Origin of the sequence: Fictibacillus halophilus, assembly GCF_016401385.1 — a bacterium.
In the GTDB taxonomy this organism is placed as follows: domain Bacteria; phylum Bacillota; class Bacilli; order Bacillales; family Fictibacillaceae; genus Fictibacillus; species Fictibacillus halophilus.
Window position 1 is genome coordinate 2,741,040 of the sequence record NZ_JAEACF010000001.1, and the last position, 16,722, is coordinate 2,757,761.

Below are 16,722 nucleotides of genomic sequence, written 5' to 3' on the forward strand. Positions count from 1 at the left end.
ATAGCAATTGGCTACTATTGTTTTGAAATGCAACCTGGCGATCTTTAAAATAGACCCATGGCTTTGCGTCCCTTTATCACTAAAGGTTTGCCAATTTATTAGGTTGTATAGCCTATTACAAAAGAACTATTTAAATCCCAAAAAAAGTGATCACCTAATTTGATGATCACTTTTTAGTTAAACAGTCAGTCTATGTTGTTATTAACGAAGAAGTTGAAGAACACCTTGTGGTTGTTGGTTAGCTTGAGCTAGCATAGATTGTGCAGCTTGAGAAAGGATGTTGTTCTTCGTGAATTCCATCATTTCTTTAGCCATGTCAACATCACGGATACGAGATTCAGAAGCAGTTAAGTTCTCTGAAGCAGTTCCTAGGTTATTAATTGTATGCTCTAAGCGATTTTGAACAGCTCCTAATCCTGAGCGGAAAGTAGAAACATCATCGATTGCAGTTTGAATCAATGTGATGTTAGCATCCGCTTTAGCTTGGTTAACAGCATCGGTTGCAGTTGGATCCAAGGCATCTGCTAGGCCTGTTTTTAGTGTATCAATTTTTAAAGATCCAGTATCCGAAGCAATTGCAGTCATATCAAATGAGATACTTTGTGTCGCATTAGCTCCAACATGGAATTTTAATGTAGCTGCACTTCCATCTAACAAGTTTTTTCCGTTAAATTGAGTATCATCAGAAATACGTTGTACTTCATCAATTAATGAATCCAACTCTGATTGAATTGCTTTACGGTCTACAGTATTGTCGTTTGTATCGTTAGCTGCTTGAACAGAAAGTTCACGCATACGTTGAAGGATAGAATGTGTTTCATTAAGAGCTCCTTCAGCTGTTTGAATTAAAGAAATCCCGTCTTGAGCGTTGCGTTGAGCTTGATCAAGACCACGAATTTGCCCACGCATTTTTTCAGAGATAGCAAGTCCAGCTGCATCGTCACCAGCGCGGTTAATACGTAGACCTGAAGATAATTTCTCCAAAGATTTTTGAGTATTCGTGTTGTTAAAAGATAATTGGCGGTGCGTGTTTAAAGCTGCGATATTGTGGTTGATTCTCATTATAAGTTCCTCCTTGAATGTTACCTTCTGCATCCTTGCATTAGGTTAAGAATTTGGAGATGAGGTATAAAGTCGATCGCCCTTATACTTCATATCCTTCATAAAATTTATCGACTTGTTTTCAATTTTGTTTAATCATTTTTGATAATTTTTTTGTTAATTCTTTTTCGTTTAGTAGATTGATGGAATTGTTCGCTTCTTGATTTTCATTTTGTATAGAAAGGTAGACTTCCTTTCGATGAATATCAATATTGGATGGTGCTTTAATACCTATTCTGACTCGATCTCCCTCAATACCAATAACTGTTATTTCTATATCATTACCTATTATAATAGATTCATCATTTCTTCTCGTAAGTACTAGCATGATTCCTCACTCCTAAATTCTGAATGAAAGAATTTATGTTTCTGATCATAGTTTCCATGAAGAATAACTTGCTTACCTAATTTTCCATTAATAATTAATGGAGCCTTTAGATTTGCAGTAGATTCTTCTAAAGTTTCTTTCAGCGTAACGATTACTTGAACAAAAACATCTTTACTATCTTTAATATTTAACATTTCTTGATCGTCAACGTTAAGTTCAAATTCATATTCCTTATCCAATAGAAACGGATTAGTAGTTATAAAAGCCAATGAGTGGTTCGTTATAGATTGTAAAAACAAAAATACTCCATCATCACTTAACGGTAGAAGAACAAACTTTTTTTCTTCTGTGAACCCAGGTAAACCATTATTAAAATAAATAATCTGTTCTTTATTAATTTCAAACTCACCGATATATTTTGTTGTTATCTTCACTATTTCCACCTCTATTTTTGAGCATTAACATATAAGCCGACAACTTCAATTCTTAATTCTGGATATTGAAGCATTTCCCCTTCAACTTTTCCAGGATAGTATTCAATGTTAGGTCTATTGACTTTAACATTAATTACAGGTGTGTTTTGCTTCCAATCTATATTAAGCTTAGCTGCTTCGTAGGCAATATTAACACTGAAATGTGACGGAACCCACCCAATGTTAAATTCAAATTCTTTTGAACGGCTGTTACTTTCAGCTTGGATAGCAATCATATTATTTTTATTTTCGATCTTCATTAATTGATCACCTTGTTGGGCCGTTCTTGCAATCCCTTCCATATTATCTTGAAAGCCGTTCTGAGCAAACTCTTCAATTCTCTTGAATATTGATTTAAGGTCCATATCCTCCCAAGCTTTAGATTGGTCTATTGAAAGTTTACCTTTAATGGTTTCCATCAACAATTCCGCATGCGGCTGTTCAATCGTGATTTCCGCCGGAGGCTGCTCAATGGATTGCTCTCCCTTAAGATTATTTAATCCTAATTTTGCAAATCTTGATTCCAATTTTAAAGATGGGAAGTCCATCATTTTCCCCCTAACAAAAAAGCTATCTATTAAGATAGCTTTTATTTAACGTAGAAAGTCCACTAAACTTGGCTGTATAATTCTAGCTCCCGTATCTAGAGCAGCACGGTGAATGCTTTCTTGAATTTTCAAATCCAATATAGCCTTCTCATAATCAATATCTTCATTATCGGAAATCATTTTCTTAGTGTTGACAACTTGTTCTGATAATCTATACTCTACTAGTTCGATACGATTGTATTTAGCACCTAATTCAGAACGTTCATCATTAAATGTATCTAGGGTTTGATCTAACTTAGTTAAATCGTCTTGAAAAGATTGATTATTTGAATTTGGATCTTGCAAATCAGTAACTAATAAAGTTAATGTATTAATTAAATCATCATTAAACACTTTGTCTGGATCAACATTCGCTTGTATGTTTATACCTTTTGAAATTTCAAGCATAACAGCTTTTCCGGTTTTAGAGGAATCGATTACACCGTTTGTAATCCTTTCTTCCTGTGTGTTTGTACCATTAAAAATATACTTGCCACCCACTTTTGTATTAGCAATACTTAATAGTTGTTCTTTTAACTGGGATACTTCTTGTGCTATTGAATTGCGTTGCTTTTCGTCGTATGTATCATTGCTCGCTTGTACTACGAGTTCACGGACTCTTTGAAGGACATCGCTTGATTTTTCTAAAGCATCTTCAGAATTTTCGAGCCAATTGTAAACTTCTCCTAAATTTCTCTCGTATTGTTCAACTTCAGTGAGGTTTGTTCTGTAGTTCATCCCTTTAACAGCGATAACAGGATCATCCGAAGGTCTGGTGATTTTTTTTCCTGTTGAAAGCTGTTCTTGAACTTTACCTAACCTTTGATAGTTTTGGTGGATATTCTTTAACATGTTTCCACTTAGAATACTTTGTGTCACTCTCATACAGCTAACCTACCTCCCTACGATACCCATGTTATTTATAATACGATCTAGCATTTCATCGACAGCCGTAATTGTTCGCGCAGAAGCATTATAAGCATGTTGGAATTGAATCATGTTTGTCATTTCTTCATCCAAAGACACACCACTAATCGATTGACGATTTTTCTCTACAGATTGTAGAAGCACATCTGTATTATAGACCATTCGATTTGCTTCTTGTGCACGTACACCTAAAGATGCTATTATCTTCTCATATTCGCTCTTAGGCTTGCTTAAAGAAGTTGAAAGAGACATTGCCCAAGTGCCATCCCCAGGGAATCCGTCGTTTGAAGCAGCGATGTTATTTAAACCATCAATTGAATCTTTGATACTATCGGTAACGTCCATTCTTCCATTTGCATCAATCTTAAAGAATTCAATTCCTGAAGGAACAGTGTTGCTACTATCTTTTAAACCTTTACCTTGCGTATGCAATGCATTAAACGATGTAACAAAGTCAGATGAAATTTTTTGAATATCAGTAAGCATGTCAGTATAAGTAACTTTCGCTTCTGAAAGCCCTCTAAGTTTTCCACTGTTGCTTTGGAAAGTATTATCAATCGGATTATTAAATGTTTTATCAACGCCGTCTACAAGTTTATGTTTTGAGCCATTTACTCCAGCAAGCTCAATTGTATATTTCCCTTCAGCCATAGCCAGTGAATTACCTTGGCTTTTTTCCACTGTTATCTGAACCTCTGTCAATTTAGATAACTGATCAATTAGTACATCTCTTTGATCATATAAATCATTAGGAAGATAACCATGAGGTTCAACATTTCCGATTTCTTCATTAAGTTTATTGATTTGACTAGCAAGATAATTTATAGTATCTATTGCAGCTTTTTCTTCAGCTTCCGTGTCTGTATGGAACTTTTTAATTGAATCTGTCAGATAATTAAAGGTGTTAGATACTTCTAATCCTCTCTGTCTAACAGAGGAACGCGCACCATTGTTTTCAGGACTATTCGCTAGATCTTGCAGGGACTGCCAAAAACGATCAAGTGTTTTAGAAAGTCCATATTCTGAAGGCTCATTTAGTAAATCCTCTAATCTTCCTAATCCCTGATTTCTAGACTCCCAATCTCCCAGTTTTGAATTTTCTCCTCTGTATTGAAGATCTAAATAGCCCTCTCTTACCCTCTGAATAGATGAAGCTTCAACACCTGTTCCAAGCTGACCAGGAATTTGTGGTCGGTTCATTGAAGGAGCTGGATATGGTTCAGTTTGAGTAAAATTAACTCTTTGCCGAGAGTAACCTACTGTATTGGCGTTTGCAATATTATGTCCTGTTGTTTGAAGAGCAGTCTGTTGGGTGGCTAATCCACGTCTTGCTGTTTCAAGCCCATGAAAAGTTGAGCGCATATTAATTCCCTCCTAACGGCTTTAAGCTTTAGAATCAAATAATGTAGCTGAATTTGTATTATACGGATTTGCTCTAGAATTTGAATATGTTGCTGGTTCATTTACCGGCTGAATCAAACTTAACGACATATTCACATATTGAAGTGAATGTATAAGCAGCTCTTGGTTCAAGGAATTGCGGCTCTTAAGAGCTTCATAAGCTTTGATAAGTTTGGATTGAATATTCTCTAGTACTAACTTTTCTTCACCAATTGCTTTTGAAACTACAACTCCTAACTTTACATCCGCAAATTTTGTTAATCTCTCCATTTCAATAGTTTGCAACTTTTTTATCTGAAAATCTTCTTCTTTTAAAAGATTATTAAGTTTTTGCATATCTCCCAATTTCAAGACACCCGTTTTTCGTTCACCCAGTGTCAAAAGTTCTTCATGACATCTTAGTAATCGTTCTAACAGCGATACTAATTTAGAAAAATCCATATCAACCACCTAAAATTCACGCCAGAAATTAAGAATGGTTTGAGCGGTTTTAGATGAGTCTATTTGATAGGTTCCATTCTTAATTCGACTTTTTAATTCGCTTACTTTCTCAGCACGGTCTTGTTCAAACTTAGATGAGGACAATAGCTTCTTAGCCTCATCAGATATTTGTATTTCATCTTTCTTATACAACAGCTGTGACTTTTCTTGCTGCAAATCACTTGTCTGCTTTTTATAAGGATAGCTTTGAATTGAATTATAATGATTTATACGCATATTTACTCACCTCTTTAGGAGACTGTTATTCATATAAAGTATATCGACAATTATAAAAAAATCTTTAAAGTATGAAAATAAAATAGGTTAATTGTCATCTGTATGGTAATAAGGTAATGTTTCTTCTTGTTTTCTACTAATGAAGTCCTCAATGGATAGTTCTGACTTTAATTTATTTTTGCAAGGTGCACAAAGTCTTCCATCCTTAATTGGATTTTGACAACCATCACAGGGATAAGTAAAATTCGGATATCCTTTTACACGAATTCTTCCTTGGTGAATGAAATAGATAATTTTATTCTCTGAAACCATTGTTGCTTCACTTACATCTACAATCGTAGCATTCCGATTCTCGCTTTTTCTAATATATCGATAAACTTTATCATACTGTTGTTCTTCCTCATAAAAACACGTATCACAACATTTGCGAATTCGCTTCACAAATAGTTTTCCGCAATGCGGACAGTTCAATATATTATTCATTACGTTCCGCTCCTCAACACATTTATCTGTCCTTTATATCGGAAAATGCTAAAGAGTTTTTAACAGGGAATTCTTTTTTTATCTTGCTAGTGTGATTGAAGAGACCTCCGTTGCTCCAGCCTCTAATAAAACCTTAGCAGCATATCGGATTGTGCTTCCAGTAGTATAAACATCATCTACTAATACAAACTTTTTACCCATTACTTTTATTTCATCAACAAACTCAAATGGATTTTCTTTTTTCTGTAATCGGTCATTACGAGACTTCTTACTTTGTTTTTCTTCATTATTTTTTCTTTTTAGTAAGTTGCTTGTATGCTTCTTCAATCCTCTTGCCAAAAGTTCAGCTTGATTAAATCCTCTTTCATAATGTCGCTCCTCACTTAATGGAATTGGAACAAGAATTGCATCACGGGAAATCTTTTTAAACTCCGAACTCAAGACTGGATAAAAGGCTTTAACAACTTCAGCGTCCCCTCGATATTTCAGCTTGGCTATCATTTCTTTCATAAAGTCGTTATAGACATAAAGTGACCGATTTTGCTGTAGAACGCCGGTCCATGCGTCATTCCCCTCCCATCGAATGCAGTCAAAGCAACAATCACCCTGTCGATATTGCTCGGGAAATATTGAAAAGTCACGACCACACATTCTACAAATCTCACCCATTATCCTCACTAACCTTCCTTCACAGTCCTGGCACAATAGTGGTGATTGCTTAAAGCCAATCATAGCTTCCCATGACCAAGCTTCAGAATAAGATTTATGGCAATATAGGCAATAACTCAAAGTCCAGCCTCCTTGTTCATGTTCTTTATATGATTAATCGCTTGTATCATACTGAGCGATTTACCGTAATGAAAAAGAAGTACCTCACCGTTATGATCATCCTTACTTCTCCCCGCTCTTCCTGCTATTTGAACGAGAGCACTTTCTGTGAAGACATCGTGATCAGCACCAAACACTGCTACATCTAAAAATGGAACGGTAACTCCGCGTTCTAAGATGGTTGTTGTAATTAATAACTGAATATCTTCATTCCTAAACTGACTTACTTTTTCTTTACGAAGTGGATCTTTTGCATGAACACTATCAACTGGTACATTGACTTCCTTTCTTATAAGTTTCGTTAACTTATCTAAAACCGATAAGGAAGAAACAAAAATCATGGCTCGGCGTCCACTTTCCGCTTGAGCTTTCAACCACTTAAGAAAAGGAGCAGGTAGCTTCCCTCTTTCCAAGCTCTTCTTCCACTCACCAGCCCAAACCATTTTTGGAACAGGTAAAGGAAATCCATGAAACCGCTTTGGGATTTTTACAAAGGGTAGTCTCTCATTCATTGCTGCTTTTTTCATTGTTTTAGAAGGAGTCGCAGATAAATAGAGAAGAAAGTGCCTTGGTGTAACGGCAATAGATACCGCATGCTGAAGGGTTTGGTCGTAGGAATACGGAAAGGCATCGACTTCATCGACGATCATAATGTTAAACGCTTGTTTAAATCGGTACAGCTGATGTGTGGTTGAGATGACGAGCTGTGCTGGTGTTTCACGTTCTTCTGAGCCGCCATAATAACTCGCTACCATCGTTTTTGGAAAAACTGCTTTTAAACGAGGAGCTAACTCTAGTACAACATCTGTTCTAGGCGTCGCTATGCAAACTCGAAGGCCAAGGTTCAATGCTTTTTCAACCCCTTTAAACAGAACTTCAGTCTTTCCCGCCCCACACACAGCCCAAATCAATAGTTCACCCTCAAATCCGATTCGCTCCACAAATTTCTGAGATGCTACTCGCTGGCCACTCGACAACTCCCCCTTCCAAAATAGATTATTTTCATGTGACCACTTCACTTCAGGTCCATACCAAGAAATCAAAGGAGTACACTGGCTCACTCTTCCCATCATGATGCAGTTCCGACAGTACGCACAGTTATCACTCTTACAGCAAAAACAAGAAAATGTCGCAAACAAGCGTCTCTTCTCATTTCCGCATCGGCTACATACATAACCGTAAGAAGTTTTACTAATACCAGTGGAATATTTCACATAACCATTCTCATAATGCTTTTGAATTTGATCTACTGTAAAAGATAATTCATCAAATAGAAGTTTCTTACCATAGAGGATTTGTTGAAGTTTCTCATCATACTGAAATGTTGGGTTTAAAGGAGGTTGTTCTACTACAGAAAGTTCACTAAAAGAGACAGCTTTCAAAGAGGGATCGTTTACAAGGGTTTCAGGGGTAATTGTTAAACGGTTGTTTAAAAGAAGGGAGACAAACCTCATCGTGTTGTCTCCCCCTGTTTTAGAGATTTCATTTTCATCTCTCCAATGATTATTCTTTTATCCACGTAATGCCGAGTGATCCTTCACCTAAGTGCGTGCCGATTACAGGGCCGAAATAGCTAATCCATACGTCTGCGTTCGCAAACTTTTCACGTAGCTCATCTGCGATTTCTACTGCTTCATCTTCTCGCTTAGCATGAATTACACTAATTTTCACTTTGTCATCCGGCTTTACGTTTTCATCCATAATATCGAAAATACGTTTTAACGCTTTTTTCTTCGTACGTACTTTTTCAAACGGAACGATCTTTTTGTCTTCAAAGTGAAGAATTGGTTTGATTTGAAGTAAATTTCCTACGAAAAGCTGTGCGGTGTTCAAACGACCACCACGATGCAGATGGTTCAAATCATCAACCATAAAGTAAGCTGGGATTCCGTTGTTCTTCATCTGCAACAGGTGATTCATAATGTCATAACCGTTCGAACCTTCACTGGCTAGCTCAGCAGCTTTCAACACATAAAATGCTTGAGGTGAACAGCTGATCTCTGAATCAAACACATGAAGCTTGATTCCTTCGACCATCTCGCCCGCTGCCACTGCACTTTGATAGGTTCCACTGATTCCGCTCGATAGTGTGATCATTACCGCTTCATCATAGGTTTGAGAAAGTTCTTCTAATAGTTCTACAAGCTCACCGATTGCGGGCTGGGACGTTTTCGGAAGGGCTCCTTCTTTACCAACCATGTCGTAAAAATCGTCTGCTTTTATTTCAGCTTCTTCTTTGTATGTTTCTTTATCAAAAACCACGTTGAGCGAAATCATTACAATATTTTTTTCATTGCGGATATGTTCGGGTATGTAGGAAGTACTGTCTGTAATGACGGCTACCTTGCTCATAATTTTAGTCCTCTCTTATGCCAAAAATCTTGTTTTTTTCTCCTCTAACAGTGTACACCATCAGGAAAAGTAATTCACTAAATTCAAATTTACTTATACTAAGTATTCTCTTTTTTCTCAAACTATCCTTTATGTCCTTTTCACCTGTTTTCTGCATAACGAGAAAGCACCGTACAATACAGAGCGATTTTGCCTAGATGAAATTCTTAATTCTGGTTTGTGAGGGACATATTTTTCGAGATTTTCATCCATTTTCAAATCATATGGACATAGCTCTCTTCCCACTCCACCACCCAGTAGAATTACTTCAGGATTTAGAATAACTGTCATATTAATTAGTGCAGAAGTAAGGTGGTCTATAGCTTCATCCACTACCTTTTTCGCCACGTCATCCCCTTTTTTCACTAAAGAAAATAATTCCTGGGCTGAAACGCGTTTCCCTGTTTTCTTCTCATATTCATGAGCCATTCCAAATCCGCCAGCTTTTGAACTAAGAAAACCATATCCTGCACGAGCTGGTTGGAACCCATTATGTAGGACAGATTGATTCGTTATCATGTAACCCGCTTCTCCTGCTGAGAATTGATGACCCTCATATACTTCACCATTTATGAGGAGGCCCACACCAATACTCGTCCCGATCATCATATAAATAGCATGCTGTACATTTTGCAGACCGCCTGCTTCAACTTCACCTAACAAGCCGGTGTTCACGTCATTACCTATATATACCGGTATATTTAATAACCTCTCAAGCTTCTCTTTTAAGGGATAGTGATGCCACTTTAAGCTCGGTGCTTTCATCACAACACCATTTTTTACATCAACAATTCCTGGCACTCCAAGTCCTAATCCGTAGACTTCTTCTAACAAAATCCTCTTCTCATCCATTTTTCTTCTTAACTCTTCTGCAAGTTGTTCAGCTACATCACCTTGCAGCACTTCCACTGTTTGTAACGCACTTGTCGATAGAAGATTTCCGCTCCAGTCATACAGTCCACATTCTATGGATGTACCTCCTACATCAACCGCTAATACGTACTTTTTTACCAATTTAATTCACCTCCAAATCGTTTTCAACACCGGTGTTCATTATTAAGCACACGAATAATTAATCTTTTAAAAAGTTTTTTTCGAACGAAGAAGGAATTTGTCGGATATGGAAGAAATTAGAATGTGAGACATGTTTTAAAGGAGGGCTAGGACCATTGGATCATAATCTATATATCGTAATTCTCTCTCTATTCGTTTGCTTTCTGTTTGCCTTAATCTCACTCGATTGGGCCATTCGGCGTACAGAAGAGCAAAAATCGCAGCTACAATTCTTGCTGATAGGTTCTGTTACAATGGGCATTGCAGTATGGGCAACTCACTATATGGGAATGTTATCCATCCAAAGTCCTGTTCGTGTAGACTATAATTTTTTAATCGTTACCGCAGCACTTGCTGCAGGTATTTTCTTCTCATATATATCGTTCTTACATTTTACCTCTCAAAGGCCGCTGAATAAACTTTTTGTACCCGTTAGTTTATTTACCATCGGCTTAGTGTCTGTTCATGTGATCGGATTGTTGTCTATGCACTTGCATATGCCGATGGAACCGAATCTCATGTTTATCTTTCTTTCCATTTCTTCCGCGTATCTATTTTCATGGCTCGGCTTTTATTTACTTACCAAAAGAAGTTTTTCAGCGAGAAAAGTTTTCGCTAGCCTTTCATTCACACTAGGAGTTAGTTTTATGCACTATATCGGTGAGATGGGATTAATGGCTGGAACCCCTACTTTTGATTGGCATAGCAGTTTCCCAATAAACAATATCAACATGACCGCTACTTTACTTGTATTCGGTGCGACAACCGTCGTATTGATTTTATACATTCTAGAACAGAGAAACCAAAAGAGACTCGTAGAGCATCAATTTCAACTGCTTGAATCCGAGCATCGCTATAACTCATTATTTGAATTAAATCCTGAAGGCGTTTTTGTTATAGGACCAGATTTGAACTTTATTAAAGTAAATTCTTCTCTTGTACAAATTACAGGCTATTCATTAGAAGAACTGCACGCTATGCCTTATACCAACCTTTTAAAAGAGAATGAAATCTCAAACTCACTAGATTACTTAAATAGAGTGATTGCAGGCGAAACAATCAAACATCCACTGACCATCATTCATAAAGAAGGACACGAAATAGAACTCGATATTACGAGCATCCCTTATTCGATAAGAAGTGATATGACCGCTGTGATCGGAATCGCAAAAGATATGACCGCCATCAATGAAGCTCAAAACTTTAAACAAAGAGCAAATACACTCACTTATGTCGGAGAACTAGCAGCTGGTCTTGCTCATGAGATCCGTAACCCTCTAACCTCTATAAAAGGGTTCGCGCAATTGTTTCAATCACAAAACACAACAGAAGAAACACATCACTTTTTAGGTATCATGCTGCGGGAAACAGATCGAATCAACTTTATCATCAGCCAACTAATGATACTTGCTCGCCCACATATGATCTTAAAAAGTAATCATGACTTAAACGAAGTAATAAAACGATCACTCAAGTTTATAGAAGAAGAAACAGACATAGAAACCATTTCTCTACACCTCGACCTGCCAGAGCAACCAGTTACTTTAAAATGCGAAGAAAATCTGATGGCACAACTCATTTTAAATATCGTAAAAAACGCGTTAGAAGCGACACCTTCATGGGGAAACATCTCGCTTCAGCTTAAACAAACGAAAGAAAGCATCACCATCGCCATCCAAGATGATGGACCTGGCATCCCCGAGCACCTCCTATCAAAGCTCGGACAGCCGTTCTATACAACAAAAGAAGGCAACCCTGGACTAGGCCTCTTAATCTGCTACCAAATCGTCCAGAACCACGGAGGAAAGATGAGAATCGAATCAAAAGAAGGCTACGGAACAAAAGTCTCACTAGAATTCCCAATAACCGTTCCGACAGAAGAAAAAGTTCTCGAAATGAGCTTGAGTTGATTCGCCTTTTCTTTTACTTATTGTAAATAATCAAGAGAAGGATTTGTTCCTTAAACGCCTCTCTGAAAGTTGATTGGAGCGCAAGGTGCGAGACTCCTGCGGGACAGGTGGGCAGGTGAGACACTTATACGTGAAACGTACGAATGTGGCTCACCGTCTGCCCCGCGGAAAGCGAGCAACCTGGAGCGGAAATCAACCACTTTCAAAGCATCCTTGAAAACCTTAAAACCACCCACAAAGATTTTCAAACATATATCCCCGCACCACCCCACACGCTTCAAAAAGACAAAAAACAAAAAAGACCTTCACAATCGAAGGTCTTTTCTCCTAAGACTAAAATCAAATCAACGTACCTTTACCCAACCATTCTTGATCGCCTCAACAACAGCCTGCGTACGATCATTCACATTCATCTTCTGAAGAATATTACTCACATGGTTCTTAACCGTCTTCTCACTAATATAAAGCTCTTCCCCAATCGTACGGTTGCTACGTCCATCCGCCAACAACTGAAGAACCTCACACTCACGACGCGTTAAAATATGAAGTGGTTTACGGTACTCTACCTCAACAAAACCAGCTTTGTTTTGCTGTGTTTTATTCGTCGTTGATAAACGACGAAATTCGTTCAACAGGTTATACGTAATCTTCGGGTGGAGATAAGCTCCACCATCCGCAACGACACGAACGGCTTCAATCAATGAATCAGCATCCATCTCTTTTAGGAGGTAACCAGATGCACCCGTTTGAACAGCATGTGACACATACGTCTCATCATCGTGGATTGAAAGGATAATAACCTTCGTATCAGGAGACTTTTCAACCAAACGACGGGTTGCTTCAACACCGTTAATGTTTGGCATATTGATGTCCATCAACACCACATCCGGATTATGGTCGCGGACAATATTTTCCGCTTCAGAGCCATCGTCACCTTCAGCAACAACAGAGAATTGATCTTCCATATCTAGAATACGTTTAACTCCTTCACGGAACAAACGATGGTCATCGATAATAGCTATTCTTGTTTTCTCAGGTGCTGAGGCGTTATTTTCGTACACATTAACATTATTCATGTGTGAACCCTCCTAGTCTTGAATGGGAATTTGAATGTAAACACTTGTACCGAAGTTTATGCGGGATTTCACTTTTAAAGTTCCTTCGAGCAGTTCGACCCGCTCTCTCATCCCCATCATGCCAAAGGAATTTGATTTTGTAGGCTGTGTCATATCGAATCCTTTGCCATCATCTCGGATATATAAAGAAATAAACTTTTGAGTAAACTCAAGTTTAACCTCAATCAGATTTGCTTCAGAGTGTTTAACGGCATTGCTTACCGACTCTTGAATCAAACGGAAAATCGCAATCTCCATCTTATTCGGAAACCGTCGAGTCTGACCAAGCGCATGAAGCTCAACCTCTATGCCTGTACTTTCTTTAACATTTCGTAAATATTTGTCTAATGTCGGAACGATACCAAGATCATCTAGAGCCATCGGTCGCAGATCGTAAATAATTCTACGTACCTCTTTCAAGGAATTTCGGACCATAACCCGTAAATCTTTTATTTCAACACGAGCTGCCTCAGTTCCTTTTTCTACAAATATTTTCTCTAACAGTTCTGAACGAATAAGGACATTCGCCATCAATTGAGCTGGACCGTCATGGATTTCACGTGAGACCCGTTTACGCTCTTCTTCTTGGGCTTCTATGATTTGAAGTCCAAACTCTTGTTTTTGCTGAGCGTTTTGAACGAGTTCGTTAATTTTTCTTAAATCACCGTTAAGATAATTTAAAACAACAGAAATCTGACCTGCCAGAGACTCAGCTTTTTGAACCGTTTCGTTCAATGCGCCAATTCTCCGCTCGAGCTCATCTCTTTTCTCCCGAAGCTGCTTCTCTGTTTGCCGGATGATGGATAGTTCAATCTGATACTTATTGGCATTCTCATACGCATCTCGAATATCAGATTCACTATACCTTTGAAAATGCTTGCTAACCTCTGCCAGTCGAGTTCGTGCTAGCTTTGCGTATTCCTCAGTGCGGTCAGATTTATGAATGACTTCAATGACCTGCTGCTTCACTAACTCAAGCTCGCGCCGCAGCTGCTGAAACTCTTGGCGAGAATGTTCACTGATCTCGAAGATTTGCGATTGGCTTGCTGTAACTGTATCGATGGTCTGATTTAGTATTCCGTCCAACAAATGTGGATCTATCGTTAACTTAGCTGCAGTCATGTAAATTTCCCCCAATTAAAACGATAAAGAAGTGTACCCGGAAGTTCTAGAACCATCTTGCCTAATTTATATATAGGCCTTACTACCCAACTAGACGAATCATATTGCGAAGACATTAATCCTTCTAATATACTACATTCGCCAAGATGTGGAATTTTATGACTTTTCTTGCTAAAAATTTTTTAAGAATTTGAATGCTTTTTATAATCACCTTATAATGAAGGATAACACGATACACTGGAAGAATGAAGATTATTCGACAAATTTGACATCAAATTCTTAATATTCACTACTTAAAGGAGTTTTACCCATTATGCTTGCCAATTATCTTACCGTGAAAAACGAAGGGCAACACGAGATCGTGATTGAAAAATCCCGTTTTATTGCTCATATCGCACGAGCTATAACTGAAGAAGAAGCTCAAGAGTTTATCCAAAAAATCAAAAAAGAACATAACAGCGCTACACATAATTGTTCAGCATACTTGATAGGAGAAACAGACAATATTCAAAAAGCGAACGATGACGGTGAACCGAGTGGTACAGCAGGTGTTCCGATGTTAGAAGTACTCAAAAAACGGGAATTGAAAGACACAGTTGCTGTTGTCACACGTTACTTCGGCGGAATCAAATTAGGAGCTGGAGGACTTATCCGTGCATACGGCAAATCTGTTTCAGAAGGCCTCAACCACATTGGCGTTGTAGAACGTCAACTTCAACAGATCGTTCACATCACCGTCGATTATACGCTTCTCGGAAAAATGGAGAACGAACTGCGCAACTCTGTCTACCCCATCAAAGAGTTGAATTACATGGAAAAAGTGGAGATTCAAATGTATGTTCCGATAAAAGAAAAAGAAACATTTAAAGAATGGATTATCGACCTTTCAAACGCACAAAGTGAGATTGTTTTTGGTGAGCAAGAATATTTAGAAAAGAACATTTGAAAATTCCTAGACATTTTTGCCTATTTTCAACAAAATGTAACAAAAATTTTATTGCTATTTTCCTGTTCCTCTCTTAACATTAAACTATTGCCAAAAAATTACGGTTATTTTGACGCCAACATTATATATAATTGGTACGAAAGATTTATACTATGGGTATAGACCCTCATTTCTTGAACTTAAAGGAGTTTTTTCCATATGAATAGAAAAGCAATGCGCAGTAGGAGAAAAAGACGCCGTCGAATTCTCTTCATCCTTGTTCCTATACTCGTAGTTATTCTAGCTTCAGTAGGATATGGATCGTATCTTACGTATAAATTAGCGAACGCAACGTCTAATGCAAGTGAGGAATTAGGGCGTGGCGAAAAATCAGACAAACGTGAACAAGCCGTTGATCCGTCCGAAGATCATTTCTCGGTATTGTTGGCGGGAGTCGATGATAGTTCAAAACGTGGGTTTAGTGCAAATGGGGGCTATAAAGGTGTTCGTTCAGATGCACTTATATTAGCAACATTTAACCGCGAAGATAAATCAGTCAAAATGGTAAGTTTGCCGCGTGACTCAAAAGTTGAGATTCCTGGTCACAGAAATACAGACCGAATCGCACATGCTCACTCCTATGGAGGTATGGACTTAACTGTAGAAACTGTTGAAGACTTGTTTGATGTACCAGTCGATTATTATGTGAAATTAAACTTTGATGCTTTCCTTGAGATCATTGATGCTCTAGGTGGCGTAGAAATAAATGTTGAAAAAGAAATCACGGAACAAAACAGTAAGGACGAAGCAGGAGCTATCCACCTTGAACCTGGTGTACAGGAATTATCTCCAGAGGAAGCACTTGCTTATGCACGAACGCGTAAGCTCGATTCTGACATATATCGTGGCGATCGTCAGAAACAATTAGTAGAAGCCATCATTAAAAAGTCAGCATCTATGGAATCTATTCCGAAGTATGGAACAGTGATCGACACAGTTGGTGACAACATGGCGACAAACTTTACGTTCGGAAATATCTTGGCACTGTTCAAGTACGCAAAATCAATCGATACAATTGAGAACTTGAAACTTGAAGGAACAGATGACACAAGTACTGGTGCTTACTACTATCAGCTTGATGAATCTTCTGTTGATGAGATTTCTGAACAGCTTAAGTCTCACTTGGAGCTACCAGGCTACAACTATGATCCGAATAGCTCTGAAAACACAAGCGAAGATTCAGAACAAGATACAGCTACAGAATAATGTTTACAATATCTTCACAAAATCTTAGTTTAGCTTCCCTATCTACAGGGAAGCTTTTTTTGTATGCTTTTTAAAGAGGTAACTTAAATTGGAAA

Annotated in this window: 18 protein-coding genes and 1 riboswitch; of the genes, 3 read left to right on the forward strand and 15 right to left on the reverse strand. The window is 37.9% G+C overall.

From position 1 onward, the window contains the following. Positions 1-25 precede the first annotated feature (25 nt). Positions 26-102, reverse strand: a riboswitch (cyclic di-GMP riboswitch). 99 nt (positions 103-201) lie between these two features. The 13 genes from hag to I5J82_RS14295 all read right to left on the reverse strand — a co-directional run bounded on the left by hag (position 202) and on the right by I5J82_RS14295 (position 10,250). Then, the gene (hag, locus tag I5J82_RS14235) at positions 202-1,062 is read right to left on the reverse strand and encodes a flagellin Hag (protein ID WP_198768382.1); all 861 of its coding nucleotides are present in this window, start codon (positions 1,060-1,062) and stop codon (positions 202-204) included. Positions 1,063-1,183: 121 nt separating this feature from the next. Beyond that, complete coding sequence (gene csrA, locus I5J82_RS14240) at positions 1,184-1,429, reverse strand: carbon storage regulator CsrA (protein WP_198768383.1); 246 nt, start codon at positions 1,427-1,429, stop codon at positions 1,184-1,186. Beyond that, positions 1,423-1,863, reverse strand: coding sequence for a flagellar assembly protein FliW (gene fliW, locus I5J82_RS14245; protein ID WP_198768384.1), 441 nt, complete (start codon positions 1,861-1,863; stop codon positions 1,423-1,425). Before fliW ends, csrA begins: the two co-directional genes overlap by 7 nt. 11 nt (positions 1,864-1,874) lie before the next feature. Further along, entirely contained in the window at positions 1,875-2,450 is a 576-nt protein-coding gene (locus tag I5J82_RS14250; protein ID WP_198768385.1) for a DUF6470 family protein, read from the reverse strand. Positions 2,451-2,495: 45 nt separating this feature from the next. After that, a complete protein-coding gene (flgL, locus tag I5J82_RS14255) occupies positions 2,496-3,374 on the reverse strand; it encodes a flagellar hook-associated protein FlgL (RefSeq protein ID WP_198768386.1) in 879 nt (292 codons plus the stop codon). 9 nt (positions 3,375-3,383) lie between these two features. Beyond that, the gene (flgK, locus tag I5J82_RS14260; RefSeq protein WP_198768387.1) at positions 3,384-4,778 is read right to left on the reverse strand and encodes a flagellar hook-associated protein FlgK; all 1,395 of its coding nucleotides are present in this window, start codon (positions 4,776-4,778) and stop codon (positions 3,384-3,386) included. 21 nt (positions 4,779-4,799) lie between these two features. Next, positions 4,800-5,258: a flagellar protein FlgN gene (locus tag I5J82_RS14265; RefSeq protein ID WP_198768388.1), complete on the reverse strand. Its 459-nt coding sequence runs from the start codon at positions 5,256-5,258 to the stop codon at positions 4,800-4,802. Between the two features lie 9 nt (positions 5,259-5,267). After that, positions 5,268-5,534 (reverse strand): flagellar biosynthesis anti-sigma factor FlgM, encoded by a 267-nt coding sequence (gene flgM, locus I5J82_RS14270; protein WP_198768389.1) that lies wholly within the window; start codon positions 5,532-5,534, stop codon positions 5,268-5,270. A gap of 87 nt (positions 5,535-5,621) precedes the next feature. Next, positions 5,622-6,017 (reverse strand): TIGR03826 family flagellar region protein, encoded by a 396-nt coding sequence (locus I5J82_RS14275; protein WP_198768390.1) that lies wholly within the window; start codon positions 6,015-6,017, stop codon positions 5,622-5,624. Between the two features lie 78 nt (positions 6,018-6,095). After that, positions 6,096-6,806, reverse strand: a complete 711-nt coding sequence (locus I5J82_RS14280) for a ComF family protein (protein WP_198768391.1) — start codon at positions 6,804-6,806, stop codon at positions 6,096-6,098. Further along, complete coding sequence (locus I5J82_RS14285) at positions 6,803-8,299, reverse strand: ATP-dependent helicase ComFA (RefSeq protein ID WP_198768392.1); 1,497 nt, start codon at positions 8,297-8,299, stop codon at positions 6,803-6,805. Before I5J82_RS14285 ends, I5J82_RS14280 begins: the two co-directional genes overlap by 4 nt. A 49-nt stretch (positions 8,300-8,348) precedes the next feature. Beyond that, positions 8,349-9,197 carry a DegV family protein gene (locus I5J82_RS14290; RefSeq protein ID WP_198768393.1) on the reverse strand — a complete coding sequence of 283 codons (849 nt, stop codon included), beginning with the start codon at positions 9,195-9,197 and terminating at the stop codon, positions 8,349-8,351. Positions 9,198-9,326: 129 nt separating this feature from the next. Then, entirely contained in the window at positions 9,327-10,250 is a 924-nt protein-coding gene (locus tag I5J82_RS14295; protein ID WP_198768394.1) for an ROK family protein, read from the reverse strand. Between the two features lie 155 nt (positions 10,251-10,405). Between I5J82_RS14295 and I5J82_RS14300 the strand changes: the two genes are divergently transcribed. Beyond that, positions 10,406-12,199: an ATP-binding protein gene (locus I5J82_RS14300; RefSeq protein WP_198768395.1), complete on the forward strand. Its 1,794-nt coding sequence runs from the start codon at positions 10,406-10,408 to the stop codon at positions 12,197-12,199. Between the two features lie 344 nt (positions 12,200-12,543). On the opposite strand, the gene I5J82_RS14305 is transcribed toward I5J82_RS14300, so the two are convergent. Beyond that, complete coding sequence (locus I5J82_RS14305) at positions 12,544-13,275, reverse strand: response regulator (RefSeq protein WP_066245383.1); 732 nt, start codon at positions 13,273-13,275, stop codon at positions 12,544-12,546. A 12-nt stretch (positions 13,276-13,287) separates the two neighbouring features. Further along, a complete protein-coding gene (locus I5J82_RS14310; protein WP_198768396.1) occupies positions 13,288-14,436 on the reverse strand; it encodes a sensor histidine kinase in 1,149 nt (382 codons plus the stop codon). Positions 14,437-14,749: 313 nt separating this feature from the next. Between I5J82_RS14310 and I5J82_RS14315 the strand changes: the two genes are divergently transcribed. After that, positions 14,750-15,382, forward strand: coding sequence for a YigZ family protein (locus tag I5J82_RS14315; RefSeq protein ID WP_198768397.1), 633 nt, complete (start codon positions 14,750-14,752; stop codon positions 15,380-15,382). A gap of 198 nt (positions 15,383-15,580) precedes the next feature. After that, positions 15,581-16,627, forward strand: a complete 1,047-nt coding sequence (locus I5J82_RS14320; protein WP_198768398.1) for an LCP family protein — start codon at positions 15,581-15,583, stop codon at positions 16,625-16,627. Positions 16,628-16,722: the final 95 nt, after the last annotated feature.

Bases quoted from the DNA above. Each gene is read 5' to 3' on its own strand.
- hag (WP_198768382.1), bottom strand. From the start codon at position 1,062: ATGAGAATCAACCACAATATCGCAGCTTTAAACACGCACCGCCAATTA.
- csrA (WP_198768383.1), bottom strand. From the start codon at position 1,429: ATGCTAGTACTTACGAGAAGAAATGATGAATCTATTATAATAGGTAAT.
- I5J82_RS14250 (WP_198768385.1), bottom strand. From the start codon at position 2,450: ATGGACTTCCCATCTTTAAAATTGGAATCAAGATTTGCAAAATTAGGA.
- flgL (WP_198768386.1), bottom strand. From the start codon at position 3,374: ATGAGAGTGACACAAAGTATTCTAAGTGGAAACATGTTAAAGAATATC.
- flgK (WP_198768387.1), bottom strand. From the start codon at position 4,778: ATGCGCTCAACTTTTCATGGGCTTGAAACAGCAAGACGTGGATTAGCC.
- I5J82_RS14265 (WP_198768388.1), bottom strand. From the start codon at position 5,258: ATGGATTTTTCTAAATTAGTATCGCTGTTAGAACGATTACTAAGATGT.
- flgM (WP_198768389.1), bottom strand. From the start codon at position 5,534: ATGCGTATAAATCATTATAATTCAATTCAAAGCTATCCTTATAAAAAG.
- I5J82_RS14275 (WP_198768390.1), bottom strand. From the start codon at position 6,017: ATGAATAATATATTGAACTGTCCGCATTGCGGAAAACTATTTGTGAAG.
- I5J82_RS14285 (WP_198768392.1), bottom strand. From the start codon at position 8,299: ATGAGGTTTGTCTCCCTTCTTTTAAACAACCGTTTAACAATTACCCCT.
- I5J82_RS14290 (WP_198768393.1), bottom strand. From the start codon at position 9,197: ATGAGCAAGGTAGCCGTCATTACAGACAGTACTTCCTACATACCCGAA.
- I5J82_RS14305 (WP_066245383.1), bottom strand. From the start codon at position 13,275: ATGAATAATGTTAATGTGTACGAAAATAACGCCTCAGCACCTGAGAAA.
- I5J82_RS14310 (WP_198768396.1), bottom strand. From the start codon at position 14,436: ATGACTGCAGCTAAGTTAACGATAGATCCACATTTGTTGGACGGAATA.
- I5J82_RS14315 (WP_198768397.1), top strand. From the start codon at position 14,750: ATGCTTGCCAATTATCTTACCGTGAAAAACGAAGGGCAACACGAGATC.
- I5J82_RS14320 (WP_198768398.1), top strand. From the start codon at position 15,581: ATGAATAGAAAAGCAATGCGCAGTAGGAGAAAAAGACGCCGTCGAATT.